21 protein-coding genes, 2 tRNA genes and 1 pseudogene are annotated in these 15,491 nt (G+C 57.7%); 13 read left to right on the top strand and 11 right to left on the bottom strand.

Annotated elements, in window-relative coordinates; all coding sequences use genetic code 11:
• Nucleotides 1-168 precede the first annotated feature (168 nt).
• Together ACVIGB_RS12490 and ACVIGB_RS12485 are read right to left on the bottom strand one after the other, a co-directional pair.
• Nucleotides 169-243 (bottom strand) — tRNA-Thr (locus ACVIGB_RS12490).
• Between the two features lie 164 nt (nucleotides 244-407).
• A complete protein-coding gene (locus tag ACVIGB_RS12485) occupies nucleotides 408-854 on the bottom strand; it encodes a hypothetical protein (protein ID WP_456722464.1) in 447 nt (148 codons plus the stop codon).
• 150 nt (nucleotides 855-1,004) lie between these two features.
• On the opposite strand from ACVIGB_RS12485, the gene ACVIGB_RS12480 reads away from it, so the two are divergent.
• From ACVIGB_RS12480 to ACVIGB_RS12465, 4 genes and pseudogenes are all read left to right on the top strand, one after another.
• Nucleotides 1,005-1,721: a dienelactone hydrolase family protein gene (locus ACVIGB_RS12480; protein ID WP_456722465.1), complete on the top strand. Its 717-nt coding sequence runs from the start codon at nucleotides 1,005-1,007 to the stop codon at nucleotides 1,719-1,721.
• 70 nt (nucleotides 1,722-1,791) lie between these two features.
• Nucleotides 1,792-2,523 carry an urease accessory protein gene (locus tag ACVIGB_RS12475; RefSeq protein WP_456722466.1) on the top strand — a complete coding sequence of 244 codons (732 nt, stop codon included), beginning with the start codon at nucleotides 1,792-1,794 and terminating at the stop codon, nucleotides 2,521-2,523.
• Between the two features lie 171 nt (nucleotides 2,524-2,694).
• Nucleotides 2,695-3,169: pseudogene (locus ACVIGB_RS12470) on the top strand (hypothetical protein).
• 89 nt (nucleotides 3,170-3,258) lie between these two features.
• Entirely contained in the window at nucleotides 3,259-3,690 is a 432-nt protein-coding gene (locus ACVIGB_RS12465; RefSeq protein WP_171947621.1) for a hypothetical protein, read from the top strand.
• Between the two features lie 61 nt (nucleotides 3,691-3,751).
• On the opposite strand, the gene rlmB is transcribed toward ACVIGB_RS12465, so the two are convergent.
• A complete protein-coding gene (rlmB, locus tag ACVIGB_RS12460; RefSeq protein ID WP_456722467.1) occupies nucleotides 3,752-4,576 on the bottom strand; it encodes a 23S rRNA (guanosine(2251)-2'-O)-methyltransferase RlmB in 825 nt (274 codons plus the stop codon).
• 193 nt (nucleotides 4,577-4,769) lie between these two features.
• Here rlmB and ACVIGB_RS12455 point away from each other — a divergent pair.
• Nucleotides 4,770-4,855, top strand: a tRNA-Tyr gene (locus ACVIGB_RS12455).
• A 92-nt stretch (nucleotides 4,856-4,947) separates the two neighbouring features.
• Here ACVIGB_RS12455 and ACVIGB_RS12450 read toward each other — a convergent pair.
• Entirely contained in the window at nucleotides 4,948-5,175 is a 228-nt protein-coding gene (locus ACVIGB_RS12450) for an AlpA family phage regulatory protein (RefSeq protein ID WP_456722468.1), read from the bottom strand.
• A 73-nt stretch (nucleotides 5,176-5,248) separates the two neighbouring features.
• The gene (locus ACVIGB_RS12445) at nucleotides 5,249-5,593 is read right to left on the bottom strand and encodes a hypothetical protein (RefSeq protein WP_456722469.1); all 345 of its coding nucleotides are present in this window, start codon (nucleotides 5,591-5,593) and stop codon (nucleotides 5,249-5,251) included.
• 443 nt (nucleotides 5,594-6,036) lie between these two features.
• Here ACVIGB_RS12445 and ACVIGB_RS12440 point away from each other — a divergent pair, with 443 nt between their 5' ends.
• Entirely contained in the window at nucleotides 6,037-6,252 is a 216-nt protein-coding gene (locus tag ACVIGB_RS12440) for a hypothetical protein (RefSeq protein ID WP_456722470.1), read from the top strand.
• A gap of 70 nt (nucleotides 6,253-6,322) precedes the next feature.
• On the opposite strand, the gene ACVIGB_RS12435 is transcribed toward ACVIGB_RS12440, so the two are convergent.
• Complete coding sequence (locus ACVIGB_RS12435; protein WP_456722471.1) at nucleotides 6,323-7,708, bottom strand: hypothetical protein; 1,386 nt, start codon at nucleotides 7,706-7,708, stop codon at nucleotides 6,323-6,325.
• Between the two features lie 64 nt (nucleotides 7,709-7,772).
• Here ACVIGB_RS12435 and ACVIGB_RS12430 point away from each other — a divergent pair, with 64 nt between their 5' ends.
• From ACVIGB_RS12430 to ACVIGB_RS12415, 4 genes are all read left to right on the top strand, one after another.
• Nucleotides 7,773-8,678: a hypothetical protein gene (locus ACVIGB_RS12430; protein ID WP_456722472.1), complete on the top strand. Its 906-nt coding sequence runs from the start codon at nucleotides 7,773-7,775 to the stop codon at nucleotides 8,676-8,678.
• A gap of 127 nt (nucleotides 8,679-8,805) precedes the next feature.
• Nucleotides 8,806-9,144 carry a hypothetical protein gene (locus tag ACVIGB_RS12425; RefSeq protein ID WP_456722473.1) on the top strand — a complete coding sequence of 113 codons (339 nt, stop codon included), beginning with the start codon at nucleotides 8,806-8,808 and terminating at the stop codon, nucleotides 9,142-9,144.
• Between the two features lie 26 nt (nucleotides 9,145-9,170).
• On the top strand, nucleotides 9,171-9,749 hold the full coding sequence (locus tag ACVIGB_RS12420) for a DUF6680 family protein (protein ID WP_456722474.1): 579 nt from the start codon (nucleotides 9,171-9,173) through the stop codon (nucleotides 9,747-9,749).
• 44 nt (nucleotides 9,750-9,793) lie between these two features.
• Nucleotides 9,794-9,982, top strand: a complete 189-nt coding sequence (locus ACVIGB_RS12415) for a hypothetical protein (protein WP_456722475.1) — start codon at nucleotides 9,794-9,796, stop codon at nucleotides 9,980-9,982.
• Nucleotides 9,983-10,183: 201 nt separating this feature from the next.
• Here the strand turns inward: ACVIGB_RS12415 and ACVIGB_RS12410 are convergent, their stop codons facing one another.
• Complete coding sequence (locus ACVIGB_RS12410) at nucleotides 10,184-11,017, bottom strand: hypothetical protein (RefSeq protein WP_456722476.1); 834 nt, start codon at nucleotides 11,015-11,017, stop codon at nucleotides 10,184-10,186.
• 825 nt (nucleotides 11,018-11,842) lie between these two features.
• Here ACVIGB_RS12410 and ACVIGB_RS12405 point away from each other — a divergent pair.
• The 3 genes from ACVIGB_RS12405 (at nucleotide 11,843) to ACVIGB_RS12395 (ending at nucleotide 12,957) form a co-directional block, all read left to right on the top strand.
• Nucleotides 11,843-12,127, top strand: a complete 285-nt coding sequence (locus ACVIGB_RS12405) for a hypothetical protein (RefSeq protein WP_456722477.1) — start codon at nucleotides 11,843-11,845, stop codon at nucleotides 12,125-12,127.
• Nucleotides 12,128-12,473: 346 nt separating this feature from the next.
• A complete protein-coding gene (locus tag ACVIGB_RS12400) occupies nucleotides 12,474-12,659 on the top strand; it encodes a hypothetical protein (RefSeq protein ID WP_456722478.1) in 186 nt (61 codons plus the stop codon).
• A 64-nt stretch (nucleotides 12,660-12,723) separates the two neighbouring features.
• A complete protein-coding gene (locus ACVIGB_RS12395) occupies nucleotides 12,724-12,957 on the top strand; it encodes a hypothetical protein (protein ID WP_456722479.1) in 234 nt (77 codons plus the stop codon).
• A 77-nt stretch (nucleotides 12,958-13,034) separates the two neighbouring features.
• On the opposite strand, the gene ACVIGB_RS12390 is transcribed toward ACVIGB_RS12395, so the two are convergent.
• The 4 genes from ACVIGB_RS12390 to ACVIGB_RS12375 form a co-directional block, all read right to left on the bottom strand.
• A complete protein-coding gene (locus ACVIGB_RS12390) occupies nucleotides 13,035-13,424 on the bottom strand; it encodes a hypothetical protein (RefSeq protein ID WP_456722480.1) in 390 nt (129 codons plus the stop codon).
• 175 nt (nucleotides 13,425-13,599) lie between these two features.
• On the bottom strand, nucleotides 13,600-14,385 hold the full coding sequence (locus tag ACVIGB_RS12385) for an HK97 family phage prohead protease (RefSeq protein ID WP_456725193.1): 786 nt from the start codon (nucleotides 14,383-14,385) through the stop codon (nucleotides 13,600-13,602).
• A 38-nt stretch (nucleotides 14,386-14,423) separates the two neighbouring features.
• Nucleotides 14,424-15,008 carry a hypothetical protein gene (locus ACVIGB_RS12380; RefSeq protein WP_456722481.1) on the bottom strand — a complete coding sequence of 195 codons (585 nt, stop codon included), beginning with the start codon at nucleotides 15,006-15,008 and terminating at the stop codon, nucleotides 14,424-14,426.
• On the bottom strand, nucleotides 15,005-15,460 hold the full coding sequence (locus tag ACVIGB_RS12375) for a hypothetical protein (protein WP_456722482.1): 456 nt from the start codon (nucleotides 15,458-15,460) through the stop codon (nucleotides 15,005-15,007). The genes ACVIGB_RS12380 and ACVIGB_RS12375 overlap by 4 nt, the downstream gene beginning before the upstream one ends.
• Between the last annotated feature and the right edge of the window lie 31 nt (nucleotides 15,461-15,491).

Genomic DNA, 15,491 nt, shown 5'->3' with positions numbered 1-15,491 from the left:
TGACGGCTCAATCAATGAAATGCATATTGGTGTTAAGGGCACCATGAGCGCACTATTCCTGAAGGGGCTCGCTCAGAAGGTTAGGCGCGGACTCGGGGGAGCTGTCCGGGCAGGCAGGAATCCCGGTGGCGATTTATACGGATAAGGGCGTAGTGTCGGCTAAACTGGTGGTGCCGGCTGAGGGGATTGAACCCCCGACCTTCAGTTTACAAAACTGCTGCTCTACCGCTGAGCTAAGCCGGCGACATGGGTATGATTTGCGCGCTCGCATAGCAGACTTGGTGCGCCGGGGCCAGAACCTGAAGGCCAGAACCCGGGAGGTCCGGATCGACCCTTCGCCTCCACCGGCCAGGCGGCAAAAAGGCGGCCCGAAGGCCGCCCTTTTGCGCATCAGCGGTTCGCCTGAGCTACTGGCAGGGATGCCGCAGGCCGTCGCTGCCGCGGAACCAGGTGCCGGGGGTGCAGACAAAGCCGTTCTGCCGGGCATATTCCTCGCCGCCGATCGGGGTGCGGGCATAGTCGGGGCCGCCGAACGGGGCGGTCGCGATCGCAGCCGCGGTGCCGACCGCGCCGCCGACCACGCCGGCCGCGGCGTCGACGGGCCCGAACGGGCCGGGGTCAACCCGGTTGTAGCTGTCTTGCCAGCTCGGATTCTGCCAGGCGCGGTCCCGCCGATAGGTATGATGGCGATAGGTGGCGTCCGACCCCATCGCCTGGCATCGAGCGTCCGGTGTGGCATTGGAGCAGCGCGCGGCGGTGCCGATTGTCTGTTGCGCCATCGCGGGGCCGGCCAGCACGGATGCGAGCAGGGCTGCTGCGCCAAGGAAACCACCAAGGATTCTGAGTTGTGTCATGCGAGATTCTCCTCTTGTCGTCGTGGAGAGCTAATCTCGCCATGCCGCGACCGTTCCGATGCGGCCTTGCCCTGCGTTCAAACCGGTGTGAAGTTCCGCGACACTCGCGCATGATGTGTTCCGGACCATGCTGTCATTGACGAGAATTGCATGCACACTGGTGACATCGACTACGCCGCCGGCGACGCCAATTTGCGCGGCTATCTTGCGTTCGAGGACCGCGGCGTAAAGCGTGCCGGCGTGCTGGTATTCCACGAAGGGCTCGGGCTCGGCGATTTCACGATGGAGCGGGCGCGCAGGCTTGCCGAGCGTGGCTATGTGGCGTTCGCCGCCGACATGTTCGGCGAGCGGCGGCAGGCCGCCGATCTGCAGCAGGCAATGACGCTGATCGGTCATTTGCGCACCAATCCCGCCACGCTCCGCGCACGTGCCCGCGCCGCGCTCGCGACGCTCACGGCATTGCCCGAGGTCGACGCTGCCCGTTGCGCGGCGATCGGCTTCTGCTTCGGCGGCACGGTCGTGCTCGAGCTCGCGCGCGACGGCGCGGACCTCAAGGCCGTCGTCAGCTTCCACGGCGTGCTCTCGACCACGCAGCCTGCGGCAGCGGGTGCGGTGAGGGCGAGCGTGCTGGTGTTGACCGGAGCCGACGATCCGCTGGCGCCTTCCGACCAGGTCGCGGCGTTCGAGAACGAGATGCGCGCCGGCAAGGTTGCTGACTGGCAGGTGATCAGCTACGGCAACACGCTGCACGGCTTTACCAACCCGACCGCCGACGGCTCGATCATGAAGTCGGCGCTCTACGACGCGCGGGCCGACCGCCGCTCCTGGGCGGCGATGCAAGGCCTGTTCGACGAGGTGCTGGTTTGACGAGCTGCCGGCCTGACAAGATCGGCGATGTGGTGTTTGATCTGCCGTCACGCACCGGCGCGGGGGATTGATGTTCGGAATCTTGAGTCTTGGTTTTCTGCTCGGCATGCAGCATGCGCTGGAGCCGGATCACATCGCGGCGGTATCGAGCATCGCGGCGCGCCGTACCCATGTCGGTGACATCGTCAAGCACGGCCTGACCTGGGGCCTCGGTCACACGCTCACGCTGTTCGTCTTCGCCGGCGCCGCGATCCTGCTCGGGCACGCGATCCCCGAGACGGTGGCGCAGCCGATCGAGACCGCGGTCGGCGTGATGCTGGTCGGCCTCGGCGCGCATGTCTGGTGGCGGCTGTGGCGCGACCGCGTGCACTTCCACACCCATTCGCATGGCGACGGCATGACGCATTTCCACGCCCACAGCCATGCCGGCGAAACCGTGGCGCGTGCGTCCACCGTGGCGCTTGCGTCCACCAGCCCGCACGTCCGCGCGGCGCACAGCCACGCCCATGGCTTCCGCTGGCGCACGCTGCTGGTCGGCCTGATGCACGGCATGGCGGGCTCCGCGGCGCTGTTGGTGCTGACGGTGTCGCAGGCCCCGAACCCGGTGATCGGGCTTGGCTATGTCGCGCTGTTCGGCGTCGGATCGATGATCGGGATGGGCGTGCTGTCGAGTGTGATCGCGGTGCCGCTCGCGGCCTCCGCGCGCTGGCTGACCTGGGCCAATCGCGGCCTGCAAATGGCGGTCGGCGCGGTCACGATTGCGATCGGCATCCACGCGATCATCGAGAACGCGTTCACCTGACGCATACGCACCCAGAGCCGCCGTTAACGATTCCTGATGCCGCACGGCCGCATTGACCGGATGCCGATGCTTACGCGTTAGGCTTACCGCCAGTTTGGCCCGCGGCCTTAACCCTTCCGCCAAGCCGTTGGATTAGGCTGCTGGTGGAACAATTCGGGACGCTGGGTGAACATGCGCGGAAGTCTTGCGCTGGCGATATTGGCTGCGATGACCTCGACGGCGCTGGCCGGCGGCGGTTTCGACATCGTCGTGCCCAATCGCCCCGCGCGTGCCCATCATCATCAATGGCGTCGACGCGTCCTACGCCGTGGTCGAAAGCGCGATGGGGCTGGCCCGCAACGACTCGATGGTGCCGACCGTTTATGGCGGCCGCCCGATCGATCCCGAGCCGAATGTCGGCCATTATTATCCGAGCCTCGGCCGCATGCCGGGTTACGGCCGCCTCGAAATCGAGCCACCGGCCAACCGCCGCCTGCCGCAGCCGGCCGAGAGTTATCATCAATCGTGGGGGGCGCAATCCGCGCCGCTCCCGGCGCAGTCCAGCGTGCCGGTCGATCCGCCGCCGGTGATCTACGCGCCGCAGTTCAACGGGCCGCGGCCGCTGCCCGGACCGGTCCCGCGGCCACCGCGTCCCCGAGGACCCTAAACCAACTGCCCCAAATCAAGAGCCCCTCGCGGGGCGCCTTCATAGCCACCAAGAGCTACGCGACGAACAGAGACCATCAGGAGAGAGTAATGCGTCAAATGATCAAAGGACTGATTGCGGCCGTGGCCGTCATGGTGACCGCGCCCGCAATGGCGTGCGGTTTCAACCCTTGCGGTGCGCCGGTTTATGCCGCGCCTGCCGTGACCTATGGCTGCGGCGGCTGCGGTGGCTACGGCTACGGCTATGGCGGTTACGGCGCGGTCGAACGCCTGCCTGACCCGGATGCGGCCTACCCCGACGCAGCGCAGCAGTACTATTACGTCAACCAGGGACCGAGCTACACCGGCCCGGGCAATTGGGCGCCGCGTCCGTACTACCGCCAAGGCTATGGCCGCCCGTATTACGGCTATCGCCACTACGGCTACCGTCATCACTATCGGCCCTACCGTCCGCACTACGGCTATCGCTACGGCTACGCGCCGCATCGCTACGGCCATCCGGTGCTGCGCCGCTACTACTGATCCGACGATCGGTCGAAGAGATATCAGCGCCCGTTCGCGTCAAGCGAGCGGGCGTTTTCGCTCACATCAGCCCGAGACGGCTGGCGCCGATATAGAGCGCGAGCACACAGGCGTTCGAGACGTTGAGGCTCTTGATCTCGCCAGGCATGTCGAGGCGGGCGACGACGCGGCAGGTCTCGCGCGTCAATTGCCGCAAGCCCTTGCCTTCGGCGCCGAGCACCAGCGCGAGCGGCTGCTGCAACTGAACCTTGCCGAGATCCTCCAAGCCCTCGCTGTCGAGGCCGACGGTCTGGAAGCCGTGGTCGTTCAGTTCGTTCAGCGCACGCGCCAGATTCTGCACGGTGACAACAGGCACCAGCTCGAGCGCGCCGGAGGCGGACTTCGCCAGCACGCCGGTGGCCTCCGGGCTGTGGCGGGCGGTGGTGATGATCGCCTTCACCGCAAATGCCGCGGCCGAGCGCAGGATAGCGCCGACATTGTGCGGATCGGTGATCTGGTCGAGCACCAGCACGATGCCCTCCTGCGCCAGCGTGTCGATGCCGGGCGAGGGCAGGGGATCGGCCTCCGCCAAAAGCCCCTGATGAACGGCATCGGGCGTGAGGCGCCGGTCGATATCGCCGGGCCGGACGATCTCCGGGGTGACCCGGGTCGCGATGTTTTCGTCGGCGAGGCGCTTGGCGGCGTTCTCGGTGAGGTAAAGCTTGCGGATATGGCGGTCCGGGTTGGCAAGCGCGGCCGCCACCGTGTGCCAGCCATATAGAATCACCGGCCCGTCGGAACCGGATTCGCGCTCCCGCCGGGCCGGCGGGCGGCCGAATTTCGGTCCTTTTTGGAAGGGTTTACCGCCCTTGCCTCGGAAATTGGGTTTGCGGTCGCGATCGCTCATGTGAGGCTTGTGTCACGGCTCCCGAATATTGGCAATTTAACCGGCAAATAGGCGGCCCGCTTGGTTGACTTTGGGGACCGCCTTCGCCCATAAACGCGCCCGACCGCGCACCCGCTTCGGGTCGGCCGGTTATCAGCGTCATTTCGATGACCGGTCCGCCGCCACTCGCGCGGCCGGTTCGATGCTGTTGGACGGGGGAGTGTCCCGAGTGGCAAAGGGAGCTGACTGTAAATCAGCCGCCTCATGGCTTCGCAGGTTCGAGTCCTGCCTCCCCCACCAGCAATTTCAATATCTTACATGGTGGGTGCTTCCCAGTAGCTGCGCGCTTCCGAGATTTGGGAAGCATATGGGAAGCATCAGAAAATGAGCCGCTACGCGGCGCGCCTAGCGGCCTGCTGTGCAATCCACTCGTCGATTTCCGACTCAATCCAACCCACGCGGTTCTCGCCAAGCTGAACGCGTCTAGGAAACTTGCGCTCGGCCTCCAGCGTGTAGAGATGACGGCGGGTATAGGTGATGCCGCGCGTGTCGTTTAGTTCGCAATATCGAAGCAGCTTGACCGGCTTCTGATTGTCGTTGGCAGCTACAGGTGACTCCAAAATCAGCTCCTCTGAAAAATAGAAACCGCTCGCGCTAAATCACACGAGCGGGGATGTGGTAGGGGCAAAACGTTCAGCTCGTCCAAGCGGGCTCAAGATCAGTGTTGAGCCAGGTTTGTAGACGGACGAAGCCGGGCCATTTAACCAGCGAGGTGGTGTCGCGAGCTTCAACGACGATTCCTGTGATGCAGCCCTCGGTGCCAGCTTCAACAACACCTTCACCGAATAGCGGCGACCAAGGCGTTAGTTCGCTGGCATGGTGCTCACCTTCCTCATCGCGATCTGTGCGAACGGCCTGATAGCGGCCGCCCTCGCAACCATGGATATAAACAGTTCCATCCGAGGTTCGTGCATACGCGCCGGTCTCAAAAAGACACGGCTGTTCGGTCCCGGAAACCGGGTTCACGTGAATGGTCATCTTGGACTTACCCCCCATTAGGACGACTCGTCCCACGGCACAATATGACACGTCGCGGCCAGCAACGCAAGCAAGCCATTGAAATAATTGATAAAATAGGACCAGTGGTCCTATCGGTCAACAAGCCATTGGAGTGCTTATTGCTTTCGGCGCTTGCAACATCGTTCTATTTTTGTTCTTATTGGTCGGCATCGATCCAAAGGGCCTAAAATGCCAGACCTCGATTACGTCCGACGGGAAATCGAACACATGCGCGTCCAGGTTGGGCGCCAGCGCAAAGAGATTCTTCAGCTTCAGCGAGCTGGTCTTTCGACAGCCTCAGCCGAACACCTTCTTGGACGGATGCACACCAAAATCGATGATCTTTGCGCCCAGCGAGACCGCCTCAAGAAGGAGCTGCCAGCGCCCAAGGCCAAGAATGTGCTTGGCGGCCGGAGTTGATAATGCAGTGGTACGACGACAGCGCGGATAATCCACCGTGGATCAAAGCGCTTGCCGAAGTCCGGCGCCTAGGGTCGCGTGAGGGGTGGCGCTACCAGCACGTCCAGGCAATCATCGTGGCGATCGACCAGTATGCCGAGTCCGCTCTTGGCAACCGGGACTTCTTTTTGAACAAGCCGCATTCGATCGGTGGTGGTGGCAAGGGCGGTGTGCCATAGCGCTGAAATCCAGCTAGGACGTCATCTGCGGCCTAACGCTGCACTACGCGGCGCGGGCAACTTGAGCCATTCAGATGCCGAGCTTAACTCGAAACGCCGATACTGCAGGGTCAGGCTGCCCAAATTTAATTACGATACGGTCGTCATCTCTGCCGCCGATGGACTCGACAGAAACATCAGTGATCAGTTGACCGTTGGCAAGCGCGCGCTTGAAGGGATTTGGAAATCCCGAAACGTTGGGCTCGACTAGTCCTCCGCATATTTCGTCAATGTCTGACGGAGAGTATTTGCCAGCTAAGATTTCCAGAAGCCTACGGGCGGACATGCTGACTGACAAGATTCTATCTCCACTAATGCCAAAGGAAAAATCTGTACGGGCGCCGGAATTAAAGGTCTTCTGCGCAGCCTGAATCGCAGCGTTCTGTGCGTCAAAGATTGGCGACGGCAGACTCGCGAGCATTCCGTTCAGTATGGGCTCAATTTGCGGCCTTACCGCAGCGTCACGCGTCCATATGTGGCTTATAAACTGGCAATCGCGACTCATTCCAGGTTTGCGCTTCGAGGTGATCGCGCAGACAAAATCAACAGACGAGCTGGTTCTTAGGAACTTTCGGATTATGTCGTCTGCGGAGAAGGCACCGATATCTCGTCCAGCATTCCCAGATAAGACTGAGCAGCCGCCATCGCAAACAATTACTCCAGTTATGCCGGTTGCGGTTCTAAGTTGCTTCGCCTTCTTATCGAGCCTGTTCCAAAGCGGGTTCTGATTGATGGACCGCGCCTGATTGTACATTCGATGACCATAGGTCATGTACCTTTGCAGAGGATCGTATGTGATGGTGATGGCAAAGTCAGGCTCGGCAATCGCAAACTCGCGCTTGGCGGAGCTGTCGTCGTTCAATTGACGCAAGAATGGACCAAGATATCTTTTTAGACTTTCCAAGCGATCGTTTGGCTCTGGTATGAGCAGCCAAACTCTATTTCCGATCTTCGTAGACTCGATCTGAAAGCCAAACTTGCTGGGGTCCAGTCCAAATCGCTGTACAATAGTGGCGAAGTCACGAGAAAACGCATCAACTTGGTTTTCTTCGTGATAGCCGTCGTCCGACACCGTAGTTACATCAGCGACGAACAAGGTTGTGGGGCTGCCCTGAGGCGTGAATGCAACATCTGGCTTTTTGCCGCTGGGAAGAACAACTTGGTAGGAAACACCGCCAATACGGCTAAGACCGTAGCAAACTGATATTTCCCAAATGGCGGCTAGACTCTCAGAATGGCTGTTTAGCCTCGTTGCGAGTTCGGCAAGATCGCTTGCGGGAAGGAGCGGGCCCACACTGTCAAGCAGAGCTTGGATCGTTCTTCGCGAGAACACGGGTTCTGCTCCTTCAGGCTCGCCGCCAGCTTTTCTGTCAAAATCTGAGGTTGAGTAGCTAAAATTAGTACCACGGGCGCGCATGCCACCATAGTCTAGCGAGATGAAACGGCACCTAGTATTTCCGATCCACTTTGACTCACGAGCGTTGACGCTTGCGGACGAGGGCGAGTCTTGGAGCGATCAAGTCAAGACCCTCCACCGAGAAAACAAAGAAAAAACGATCAAAGGGCTGGAGCTAGAATTTGGCTCACGTCATCTAGAAACGAAGATTCAGAATTTTCGTGATCTTGGCAACATGCCGTTTTCGATAATCTCGTACCACAACGGCTTCTTTCAGCAGGCTCGAAGCGCATTCGTCGTTGGATCATATTATCCGGCAGCTACGGGCGCGTGCGCCCTGGCCGAACGAATACTCAATCATCTCATTATCGACCTTCGGGCGGATCATTCGCATACGCCAGAGTTTAAGACGGTTTATAGGAAGAGTTCATTCGACGACTGGAATCGCGCCGTCAAAATTCTAAACTCATGGAATGTTCTGCGTGGTGATGTCCCTAAGACATTTCTTGAATTAGGACGCCTCCGCAATCGGCTAATACACTTCGACCAAAGTGTTTACGCCGAGCAACGTGCGTGCGCGTTAGATGCGATTAAACTATTAGCGCAAATCATAAGTTCGCAGTTCGGATTCTTTCGACCTGAGCATTGGTGGGCGATAAAGGACACTCGTGGGGCGCAGTTCATTAGTGAGGCCGCCGAGAGTGATCCGTTCATCAAGAAGTTCTACCTACCAAGCTGTCCCAAAGTCGGGCCGTACTATGCAGTCGACTTCATCGAAGGCGGAGTGGTTTTCTTCGATCGCGAAAATTACCCCGACAGTGAAATCTCAGACGAAGAATTTGCGTCTCTGTTCGCGTCGCGAAAGTCCGGCGACGTTGTTGAGAGCAAACCGTCTGACGACGTGCGCTTTGTTGGATACCTGATGAACAATGGCCGCTATGTATCAGCGAGAAGGGCGCCGGACGGCGGTAGTTGGATGCTTGACTGGTGAATTCACCCCTGCATGTGGAGGGAGTCTCTTGCAACCGCGGTCGGATACGTGTCAATTCGAAAACAACCGTAGAGCGTAGTACCGGAGTTGCCGACAAGGCCAACTAGCAAACGGAGCACGGAGTTTCATGAAGGCCCTATATGCAGCCTATCTCACCGGCGTAGCGGGACAGACGATCGGCCTATTCTATATCGGGGATGGAGTGTTGGCGGGTGTTGACGTGGGCATGATGAAGTACGAGGGAAACTACGTTGTCTCCGAGGACGGTAGCCTAGACGGCACATTAACCTACATCCTGCCACCCGGTGTTCCGTTGATTACAGGAGCACCGCCCGCAACCGGTTTAACCAGAGTGAATATGAAACTCGACTTACCCAGCAATTTCGCTGACGGCCGTGTTGTAACGATCGACACGCCTCTTGGTCGCGTCAACGCGAAGTTTGAGAAATTAAAGGACGTTCCATGATGGACTGCCCCGCCGGATTTTGGTGCATGCAATTCAAGGATTGGCTTAATCTGGCAATTTTGGTCATCACCGCCATTGCGATCGTTGTTGGGCCAATCGTTGCTGTACGTCTAACGCTCAGGCTTGAGGAGGTGCGAGAGAAGCGGCGCGACAAGTACCGTACTTTTCACGCTCTGATGCGAACAAGGCGCGTAACGTTGGCTCCAGACCACGTGACCGCGCTAAATGTCATCCAGACTGAATTTCACGACGACGAAAAGGTCATAGCTGCGTACAAGAAATACATTGACAATCTCGGCGGACCGTTGCTTCCGCCGAATTCATCGAACGATGAAATTAAGAAGTTCGTTGACGCTCGTGACGATGCGTTCAACGACATGATGTTTGAGATTGGTAAGCATTTGGGCTATTCGCTCGATAAGCGTGAGCTGGCCCGATACTCATACGCTCCGCAGGCGTGGGTTAATGTCGAGTCAGAGCAGAACGCCATCCGAAGTTTGGCTATCGAATTATTGCTGGGGAAGCGATCGCTGGCGATTTCTCCTTTCCAGCCAAGCTCGCCTTCCGATAAATTTCCACCGCCCCCGACAGTCACGAAGACTTGAGAATAGTTATGCTACAAGCCGCTCCTAAATCAAAGGAGCCTCCCATGGCGAAGAAAGCAACCAAGAAACGCGCGAAGCGGCGTGAGTGGACTAAGGCAGATATCAAAGACCTTAAGGCGCACTCGAAGGCACGTACGCCTGTCGTCAAGATCGCGAAGCTAACTAAGCGCACTGTCGGCGCACTGCGCCAGAAGGCGTTGCATCTTGGAATCGGGCTCGGACATCAGCGATAGAACAGGGCCGCCAGCGTCATTTTGCGGCTAGGCACATAAATGGCGATCGGCTCGTGTCGGTCGCCTGCTCGGGCGTTCCGGCACTTTGAGGAATGCGAGCTTCCCATTCCTGCTTAAACAAAGGAAAGATCGGAACAGTAGCCCTTTCGGACGAGCGCTCGTCATCGCCCCTGTTGTTGCGGACAAGTGTTGCGACCCAAGTCAAGGATTGACCTCCTCAGTGTAGAAGAATTTTCGCTTAACCCATTTAAAACCTTCGTGCTTGGTAATTGCAGCAATCTCGATAGCGCCCCCTACGGTTTCAGCGCGGAAGTTAAACCGTACAAACTTTATGGTCGTTTCTACCATGAAGGTAGCGAGGTCAATAGCATCTTGGATAGGCATTGCGGCCATCACGACTGGAACGCTTAAAGCGTTGACCATTTTGGTCGTCGCCGCAAAAGCATCCGCCTCACTCAAACCTTCCTTTTTCAAAAATTCACGAGTACCGGTGCCTATTCCTAAAATGAGCCGGTCCAACGCTTCGTATTCGCCGTCCCACCTGGGACCGAAGGACTCCTTTGTCTGAGTTCGTTCTGGCTCGGCGCACTTGTCGCCAATTATCTTCACGTCCCATACTTCCGGCAGTTCGGCGTCAGTAGAATAGCCGCAAATCTTGCAGCCAAGGAAATAGTCTTTCGGAGCGGCCGTCCCATATTCCGTGATGAAGCGTTCCTCAAAAAAGAACTTTCGAAATTGCTGAGCGACAAACTCCATTGTGTAGTTGTCGGGCAGCTTCCAATCGGTGTGGTTTTTGTCTTCACCAGCCAAACGCCTGCGCAAGTCTTTCGCGAGAGTTGCAACAGATGCCGACCCGATGCCGCCAACACCCCAAAACATTACACCGATCGGAAGGCCCTTTACGAGGTTGAAGACCTTGTTGGCGTTGCTGTAAATCTTCAACGGATTTCCAGTTGCTGGGTCGAAGAAGCTCACGGCGCTGTCCGCAGCGAGAACTATCCCGTCATTTATCTTGACCGTGACCACAACCGTCATTCCGCCCCCCCCGAATCGTCGAAGCCAAGTTATACCCGCTCGGGTGTTTGGTCTCGACGATTCTCGCTTGGGCTGCGTCAGCGATAAAGCTAAGGCCTACAGATTCCGACCCGCCTTCGCCTTGCGAACTGCAGCAATTGTTCTGTCTTCGAATTCGGCGCGATCTTGCGCCATCTGAGCCTTGAGAGCCGCGATTTCCGGACCAGAACCCTGCACGTTGTAGGATGGCGCGAAAGACACGTGCACATCGCCGCCGCCTGGTGAAACGCCGTTCGGAAGAATTTGCGCGCCTTCGGCACGTCCATCAACTCAGGGCCTTTCTCTCCGACGATAGACCAGCCGCCAAGTGCACTATCCGTGCCGTTGGCGAACATTGGGAAGGATAATCCGCGCGTACCGGCACCTTGACCACTACTCATTGTCATCGTGCTGGCACTCGTACGAGTGCAGAGGCTCCAACTGACTCGCTCTGCGACCGAGTTAACCGAAGGCGCCCTATGGGGCGCTTTTTTATTGTCAGAATATTAACGCGGTACCCGACGGCGAAGTGGACACCGGTGCTCAAGCCGGCAAGATCGCTTAGCAAGCTCATACATATAGGGCACGGGCGGAACGCGAGTTCTGCCCCTTGCCGTTTGATGACAGAGGGTTCACCTTTTCGGCTATATTGGGCGGGCTCAGGTGCTGCTGATTCAAAAACCTTGAGGGGGTTCGAATCCTAAGGCTTTGAGAACGAAACTGGAACCGGTTTTGCGCTAGAGTATATTAGGCAACAACCATCTGGCTGTAGAGCTTCAGTTAGGCTCCCTCGATTGAGGAATCGCTATGGCGAAGACGAAACTACCCGAGAGGGTGGATGATGGCGCTCGTCCGGAATCCAGGAAGAAACCCAAGGTTGAGCGCGAGGGTCTGTCGGACTTGGTCGAGATAGCCAAGCAGGCAGCCGAATATAGGAAGAACTTCGGCAAATGGTGGGGCGGGTTGCTTCTACTGTTTACGATTAGCGCTGCATCGCGGCGTCGCCCCTTTTTGTGGAGCGGGCTATTTGCGCTAGGGACCGTGGGCGTAGGCTTGATGACAAGATATGTTGTGCCGCTGATTGCTGGCTGAGGATGGCTTTCGCGAACTTGAGGGATGTCACGTGCCCTTTCGGCAACTGATCAAGAGCCCATCGGGGTGTTCTTCACTCTCTCTCAACTTGAACTCGCAATTCGACTGCGGTTGTGCGCATCATCGCTCTAATTTTTGATCGCGACGTCGCGGGAGAAACTATCTTCGAATTGCTTGATGCGCCTTTCTCAAGTCACACGTTGACTGGTCCCTGACCAATTCGGTCCGCTCGTGCTTGTTCATCAACGTTCCTAAGTTGAATTCGGTGGTGGACGTGCGGCGAAAGCGGCGCGTGTTGATAAACGAAAGGGACGTGCTACAAGGCCGCCTCACATGCGAGGAGCACATGCCGAAAAAGAAAAAGAAGACCGTTGCTAGGCGCGTATGGACGGCAACCGACGTTCACAAGCTCAAGGGGCTCGCCAAGAAAGGCCTCGGTGTCGCCAAGATTTCGAAGGCCTTGAAGCGGACTGTGGCGGCCACGACGGTCAAAGCATCGTTGCTAGGCGTGTCTTTGAGTACACGAGATTAGTTCCTGCGTTGGGTGGTTATGTTAAGCTTGCGGCTGCAGTTCGTGTATCGCTGGGCTTAGCCAGATGTCAGACTACGCCGTATTCATTGTGGATGCCGACCCTGTTTGGCCTCCGGCCGAGTTTAACGATTGGGACTCGGCCATTCGACATGCAGTTAGGGTTGCAAAGACGTTCAAGGGTGTAACAGGAAGTCCGGGTTTTCAAATTATCGGGCACGACTGCGATGACGGCGTCTGGTCGGTGGAAGGATTACTGTTTATCGGGATGATGATCGATGAATATGACGAGCAGCACTAGCGGCGTAAACCTCCGATTTCGCACTTTAGACGCGTGCGAAACAGAACCGTTGCAGCAGCCTGTAGATGATGTTCTTTCTAGAAGTATTTCTTTGAGGGGTCATCATTATCGCCTTGGCCATCGTCGGTCAGCGTGATTTTGCTGGCGTCGACAGGCGTTCCGCCCATCTGACCGAGCGTGAGCCGCAACAGGTTGAGCGCGTTTACACTCAGTTCCTCACCAGTGATCTGCCTTCCGCGAATCTCGCTGGCGATTTCGACCAGGGCGCGATGGGAATGGTTCAGCCACGGTAATTCGTCAGCAAACGTGTTCCATGCCTCGATCTGAGGTGCGCTTTTTATCCATTTGGGAGGCTTACCTAGCGGGCCTTTGGAGGGCGGGTCTTTCCTCGCCTTAAAGCGCTTTGGGTCGTGTAGTATCCGGCCGGTTGCGCTGGCTTTGGCCAACGGCGTGCGTGGACGCGGCATCATAAAATCCTAAAAAGTAGAGAGAAAGTTCTGAATTGCGGGAGTGCGTATGAAGGACCACTCCGGTTGGAGGCGCCTAAAGCCGCTAGACTTTCAGGGTGCCCCCTACCTCATGGAGAGCGCGTCCCTGCTGGTGCCCGTTCTTGACCAGCAGGGATCGCGGCAACCCGCGTCGTTAGAAGCAATGCAACAATCTGGCGCGAGCGGCCAGGCGTTCCGTTTCTTCGGTTCGACGCCGGTTGCTATCGGCGAGCGACCATCGCCTGTTCGGCCCGGCATCCGACCTCGGACCTGCCGAGAGTGTATCTCGGCGACCGCCGTCCAACGCGCTAAGCCGCTCCATCAATGACTCTATGCGGGTCGCGTTCTTCTCCCGCTGGGTCTTCGCGTTATGCATTCCGCTGTCTATCTGGAACGGCATCGAGTTGACGCTGTCCCTGAGAGACGGGCTATGATTGGCGTCGATCAGGCGGGCGAAGGCCTGCGTGCAGGCGCCTGCCGCCACAAGCGAGCATTCTCTTAACTCGGCACTTTCAATAAAGATCACCTTGTGGCGGCCGACCATCTCCGTGCGTTCTTTTGTGCGCATGATTCCCACAGAAACGGCGGCTTGCTTGCCGCTTGCAACCATCTGCTTAATCGTGTCCGCATAACGCTTGTTGTCGAGGGGAAAGCGGAAGGCGAGGCCACTTTCAGTATTGGCAAACTCCAAACCGCTATTTGTTGAGCAGATTACTTCGGTGGAATCGTGCGCGAGCCACATCTCTGTTCGGCTGTTGCTCGCGAAGTGCGCATCGAACGCACAGTCTTCGAAGACAAGTATCTCTCCCGTCTTCGTGCCGATAGGCTCGTTCATGAGAACGGCTAATCCTTCGACGCAGAGCCGGGGCTCATCCGCTTCACGTTCCCCTGTGGCTGGCCTGGAATGACCTTTGAGATATCGAGCGTATTTCTTAACCATCCGATCATGAGCGGATGTGTCGAATCCGATTAGATAATTCAACGGACGGCCTGCGGCATGTCAGATCGGTCAATGACGCCAGCGTCGACAAATTCGCGCATGCTGTAATGATATCCACCGCACGGATCGCGGGACGAACCTAAGAAGCTAAGGAACACTCGATTTAGACTCGAGATATTAGCTGACGTGTTCTCGACCTCATCCAAGTATCGATCATAGTCGGTGTGCGCTGCATGCAGATCAAAAAGAGCCTTTGCGAAAGCTTTGGCTCGCTTCATCACGTCTGGTTTGACGGCGTCACACACCAGACGCGACCCGATATCTCGCTGATTGCGAATCTCGCTATCGAGTATGCCGATCGCTTTATTTAGGTCGCTCAACTCTAAGAGTAGCTTATCCAGGCGAGGCATATCGGGATCAGCATCTGGGAGCGGTGCTTGGCCCAAGATAGAGCGCACCCTATTGTCGGCAGCGTTACCATTGCTTGGTGCCGTTTGAATTCGAGCGCGAATGATTGCCGCTTCGGCTACCTTTGCGGTCTTTTCGGCTTGCAGACTGTTGCGCTTATTTTCCAGCTCGGCAATGCGGGGATTAAGTTCGGTAGGCTTGGGGATAGTTTTCATCGGGTTGTCGTGTCCAGTCGGAAGTGCAAGTTTTCAATAATCGACCCGATATCAACTACCAAGGCGGCTTCGTTTTTGAGGATTGAGTCAACGTCGCCGTCTGGAGATACGTTATGGATCGTTGCCGCGCCGTCTAGCGTGGCGGTCATCACGGTTCTGCCGGCCGGGAATGGGCAACCAATCTCTCGACCGCGCTGCGGTTCGTCGGTGAATTTTGTGGCTAGAGATACGGCTATGTTTGCCGGAATGCCAAGGCGTGCGATCTTATGCGCGATTGCAAGTTTGGTGATGGTACGGAGACCAAACCGACGCGGCTTGCCTCGCCCATCGCCGGGGACATCATCGCCCGACAGGCCAATCACCTTGCGATCGAGCCACCGGTTAAAGGTTTCGATGGGAATGTTTGTCGCCGCCACTACAGCGGCACTTTTTAGTTTGCCACGTGCGGGCATATGCAGTCCTTATGATTGAACCTCAGAGGAG

This window comes from Bradyrhizobium sp. USDA 4341 (genome assembly GCF_054063755.1).
Note: the sequence above shows the minus strand (reverse complement) of the source record. Positions and strands in the feature narration are given on the sequence as shown.

What these genes read in the sequence shown, in the direction of transcription:
- ACVIGB_RS12390 (WP_456722480.1), bottom strand. Translation starts at nt 13,424, where the DNA reads ATGCCGCGTCCACGCACGCCGTTGGCCAAAGCCAGCGCAACCGGCCGG.
- ACVIGB_RS12410 (WP_456722476.1), bottom strand. Translation starts at nt 11,017, where the DNA reads ATGACGGTTGTGGTCACGGTCAAGATAAATGACGGGATAGTTCTCGCT.
- ACVIGB_RS12415 (WP_456722475.1), top strand. Translation starts at nt 9,794, where the DNA reads ATGGCGAAGAAAGCAACCAAGAAACGCGCGAAGCGGCGTGAGTGGACT.
- ACVIGB_RS12380 (WP_456722481.1), bottom strand. Translation starts at nt 15,008, where the DNA reads ATGAAAACTATCCCCAAGCCTACCGAACTTAATCCCCGCATTGCCGAG.
- ACVIGB_RS12405 (WP_456722477.1), top strand. Translation starts at nt 11,843, where the DNA reads ATGGCGAAGACGAAACTACCCGAGAGGGTGGATGATGGCGCTCGTCCG.
- ACVIGB_RS12445 (WP_456722469.1), bottom strand. Translation starts at nt 5,593, where the DNA reads ATGACCATTCACGTGAACCCGGTTTCCGGGACCGAACAGCCGTGTCTT.
- ACVIGB_RS12395 (WP_456722479.1), top strand. Translation starts at nt 12,724, where the DNA reads ATGTCAGACTACGCCGTATTCATTGTGGATGCCGACCCTGTTTGGCCT.
- ACVIGB_RS12480 (WP_456722465.1), top strand. Translation starts at nt 1,005, where the DNA reads ATGCACACTGGTGACATCGACTACGCCGCCGGCGACGCCAATTTGCGC.
- ACVIGB_RS12425 (WP_456722473.1), top strand. Translation starts at nt 8,806, where the DNA reads ATGAAGGCCCTATATGCAGCCTATCTCACCGGCGTAGCGGGACAGACG.
- ACVIGB_RS12465 (WP_171947621.1), top strand. Translation starts at nt 3,259, where the DNA reads ATGCGTCAAATGATCAAAGGACTGATTGCGGCCGTGGCCGTCATGGTG.
- ACVIGB_RS12485 (WP_456722464.1), bottom strand. Translation starts at nt 854, where the DNA reads ATGACACAACTCAGAATCCTTGGTGGTTTCCTTGGCGCAGCAGCCCTG.
- ACVIGB_RS12400 (WP_456722478.1), top strand. Translation starts at nt 12,474, where the DNA reads ATGCCGAAAAAGAAAAAGAAGACCGTTGCTAGGCGCGTATGGACGGCA.
- rlmB (WP_456722467.1), bottom strand. Translation starts at nt 4,576, where the DNA reads ATGAGCGATCGCGACCGCAAACCCAATTTCCGAGGCAAGGGCGGTAAA.
- ACVIGB_RS12440 (WP_456722470.1), top strand. Translation starts at nt 6,037, where the DNA reads ATGCAGTGGTACGACGACAGCGCGGATAATCCACCGTGGATCAAAGCG.
- ACVIGB_RS12385 (WP_456725193.1), bottom strand. Translation starts at nt 14,385, where the DNA reads ATGGTTAAGAAATACGCTCGATATCTCAAAGGTCATTCCAGGCCAGCC.
- ACVIGB_RS12420 (WP_456722474.1), top strand. Translation starts at nt 9,171, where the DNA reads ATGCAATTCAAGGATTGGCTTAATCTGGCAATTTTGGTCATCACCGCC.
- ACVIGB_RS12475 (WP_456722466.1), top strand. Translation starts at nt 1,792, where the DNA reads ATGTTCGGAATCTTGAGTCTTGGTTTTCTGCTCGGCATGCAGCATGCG.
- ACVIGB_RS12375 (WP_456722482.1), bottom strand. Translation starts at nt 15,460, where the DNA reads ATGCCCGCACGTGGCAAACTAAAAAGTGCCGCTGTAGTGGCGGCGACA.
- ACVIGB_RS12435 (WP_456722471.1), bottom strand. Translation starts at nt 7,708, where the DNA reads ATGCGCGCCCGTGGTACTAATTTTAGCTACTCAACCTCAGATTTTGAC.